The following is a 3,471-nucleotide window of genomic DNA, read 5'->3' as shown; positions in this document are numbered from 1 at the left end:
GTCCTTGAGCGCCGCCTAAAGGTTGATGAATCATAATCCGAGAATGGGGTAGACTCATCCGCTTACCCTTAGCACCCGCGCTGAGGAGAAAAGCACCCATACTCGCTGCCAATCCGGTACAAATTGTACAGACATCAGGGCGAATATGTTTCATAGTGTCAAAAATGCCCATACCAGCCGTCACCGAACCACCGGGAGAATTGATGTACATATAAATGTCCTTCTCCGGGTCTTCAGCATCCAAATACAGCAGTTGGGCAACAATCAAGTTGGCAATATTGTTATCAACTTGTTGTCCCAAAAAGATGATGCGCTCACGTAACAGCCGTGAGTAGATGTCAAAGGCGCGTTCACCTCGACCCGATTGTTCAATAACGATAGGAATCATGGAAGCGTGTTTGTGGCTACTTTAAATACATTTTATCGGTGACAGCACGAAACTGGGGCTGATCTCTACTATTCCCAGGTATATATAAGCAAATCTTGGCTATTCTGTCTTATTCAACAAAGGAGCAAAATGTGCTTTTGCAATCGATTCAACCTCCAAGGGCACTTTTTAGCGACAAAAGCTGTCTAAGAGAATATCCCGGTTTAGGGAAGAATAAATTAAAAAACTTCAATTGTCGCCAATCTTATATCTCGGACTTTGCTGTACAACCTTGGCAATGTATTGACTAGACCGATAACCGAAATTCGATTTGCTTAGGGAATTATGTTAACTATCAGTAACATTTTAAACATTTTTTTAGGATTTTCTTCGGAATTTATCAAGTTATTTTTGTTAGATTCGGTAAATCGGGAGTACGAGGTGTATTTAGAATAACCAGTCGCAGTTGAAATGCTATCCATTCAGAGAGAGACGTGCCATGCTGGAAAAACTTATACAAGCCGCCATCATCACCTTCTTGCTCCATCTGATAGCAGGACTTAGCCCAAATACTTTAATTGAAACGAAGACAGCATCACCTATGCAAGAAACGCCACCAAATATTGTTAGCTTGCTATTGCGATCTTTTCAATAAAAATGTTTCATAAGTTGCAGTGGTGTAAGTAAGTAGGCGTACATAAACCCAATTATATAGATGATTCCCTTATAGTTAGCGCTGACTACAAAACTGCAATTTTTTTACACCAACTTACTTAGGCGATATTAAAAACAAAGGTATAATTCGCTCGTTGAGTTTCTGACTTAATCTACATAGCTGTCTAGGCTAACACGCCTGAGAACAGGCTAGACTGAGCAAAGAAGGCAAACTAACTTGCGTTTGATTATGACTAATCGCCTTGCTGAAGCTAAGAGCCTCTATCTCCGCAAACACGCCGAAAACCCAATTGATTGGTGGCCTTGGTGTGATGAAGCACTTGCAACTGCAAGGGCGCAAAATAAACCGATTTTTCTTTCCATTGGCTATTCTAGTTGCCACTGGTGTACTGTCATGGAAGGCGAAGCTTTTTCTGATATTGCGATCGCTGACTACATGAATACCAATTATCTTCCCATCAAAGTAGACAGGGAAGAAAGACCAGACCTCGATAGCATCTATATGCAAGCTTTGCAGATGATGAGCGGTCAAGGGGGTTGGCCTTTAAATATTTTTCTTTCCCCAGAAGATTTAGTACCGTTTTACGCTGGTACTTATTTTCCTGTAGACCCGCGCTATGGTCGTCCGGGATTTTTGCAAGTTTTGCAAGCGCTTCGCCGTTATTACGATACAGAAAAAGCGGACTTACAACAACGTAAAGCCTTAATTGTTGAGTCTCTGCTCACGTCTGCGGTATTGCAAGATGGTACAACAACCAAGCTTGAAGACCATGAATTACTCCGCCAAGGTTGGGAAACCAGTACAGGCGTAATTACTCCTAGTCAATCTGGCAATAGTTTTCCGATGATTCCCTACACAGAATTAGCTCTGCGGGGAACTCGATTTAATTTTGAATCTCGCTATGATGGCAAGCAAATTTGTACCCAGCGGGGACTAGACTTAGCGCTGGGCGGCATTTATGACCATGTAGGCGGTGGTTTTCATCGCTATACTGTTGACCCGACTTGGACAGTACCCCACTTTGAAAAGATGCTTTACGACAATGGACAAATTGTCGAGTATCTGGCTTCTTTATGGAGTGCAGGAGTACAAGAGCCAGCCTTTGAGAGGGCGGTTGCTGGAACTGTACAATGGCTGAAGCGGGAAATGACTGCGCCTGAAGGTTACTTCTATGCTGCTCAAGATGCCGATAGCTTCACTGAATCCACGGCGGTAGAACCAGAAGAAGGAGCCTTTTACGTCTGGAGTTACAGCGAATTAGAACAACTGTTAACGCCTGAAGAATTAACGGAATTACAACAGCAATTTACGGTGACGCCTAACGGCAACTTTGAAGGACGTAATGTTTTGCAAAGACGCCATTCAGGTCAACTGAGTACAACGCTGGAAATGGCACTGAGTAAGCTGTTTACCGCTCGTTATGGCGTTAATTCTGAGTCGCTGGAAACTTTTCCCCCGGCTCGGAACAACCAGGAAGCAAAAACCACTAACTGGCCAAGTCGCATTCCCTCCGTGACAGATACAAAGATGATTGTCGCCTGGAATAGCTTGATGATTTCTGGGTTGGCTAAGGCTGCTGGGGTTTTCCAACAACCTTTGTACCTGGAATTAGCAGCACGAGCGGCGAATTTTATTTTGGAAAATCAGTTTGTCAATGGGCGTTTCCAGAGACTCAACTATCAAGGAGAACCAACCGTTTTAGCGCAGTCTGAAGATTACGCTTTGTTTGTTAAAGCTCTCTTGGATTTACAAGCTTGCAACCCTGAGCATAAGCAATGGTTAGAAAATGCGATCGCTATCCAAGATGAATTTAACGAATTTCTCTGGAGTGTAGAATTAGGTGGTTACTATAACACATCAAGCGATTCTAGTCAAGATTTAATTGTTAGAGAGCGCAGTTATGTTGATAATGCCACACCATCAGCTAATGGAATTGCGATCGCTAACCTTGTCCGTCTCGCCCTACTCACCGATAATCTAGATTATTTAGATTTAGCGGAACTTGGTTTAAAAGCTTTTAAAAGTGTAATGCATCACGCTCCCCAAGCTTGTCCCAGCTTGTTTACAGCTTTGGATTGGTATCGTAATTCTACCTTAATTCGCAGCACCACTGAGCAAATAAACTCGCTGATCCCCAAGTTTCTACCAACGGCTGTGTTTGCCATAACATCTGATTTACCAGAGAGAAGCGTTGGGTTAGTTTGCCAAGGTTTGAAGTGTCTGGCACCAGCAGAAAGTGTAGAGCATTTATTGCAGCAGGTGGAGAAAAGTCAGAATAGGGGATGATGGGCATGGGGCATTGGGCATGGAGCATTGGGCATTGAGTTATTCTGCTTGTTTGTCTAGTGCCTACTCTCCAGTTCTTAGTACCCAGACCCAGATTCGATGTATAACTATGACGACCCGAAGCGAATTAACAGTAATTGTG

Annotated in this window: 3 protein-coding genes; 2 read left to right on the top strand and 1 reads right to left on the bottom strand. The window is 43.3% G+C overall.

Going from position 1 to position 3,471, the window contains the following annotated elements; genetic code table 11:
• Nucleotides 1-388, bottom strand: a 388-nt coding sequence (locus IQ229_RS18950) for an ATP-dependent Clp protease proteolytic subunit (RefSeq protein ID WP_194046402.1), incomplete at its 3' end; no start/stop codon positions are given.
• A gap of 478 nt (nucleotides 389-866) precedes the next feature.
• Here IQ229_RS18950 and IQ229_RS18945 point away from each other — a divergent pair.
• Complete coding sequence (locus tag IQ229_RS18945; RefSeq protein WP_194046400.1) at nucleotides 867-1,022, top strand: hypothetical protein; 156 nt, start codon at nucleotides 867-869, stop codon at nucleotides 1,020-1,022.
• A gap of 249 nt (nucleotides 1,023-1,271) precedes the next feature.
• Entirely contained in the window at nucleotides 1,272-3,329 is a 2,058-nt protein-coding gene (locus IQ229_RS18940) for a thioredoxin domain-containing protein (protein WP_194046398.1), read from the top strand.
• Nucleotides 3,330-3,471 lie beyond the last annotated feature (142 nt).

This window comes from Nostoc cf. edaphicum LEGE 07299 (assembly GCF_015207245.1).
GTDB lineage: Bacteria > Cyanobacteriota > Cyanobacteriia > Cyanobacteriales > Nostocaceae > Nostoc > Nostoc edaphicum_B.
This window is presented reverse-complemented; position numbering and strand designations above follow the sequence as displayed.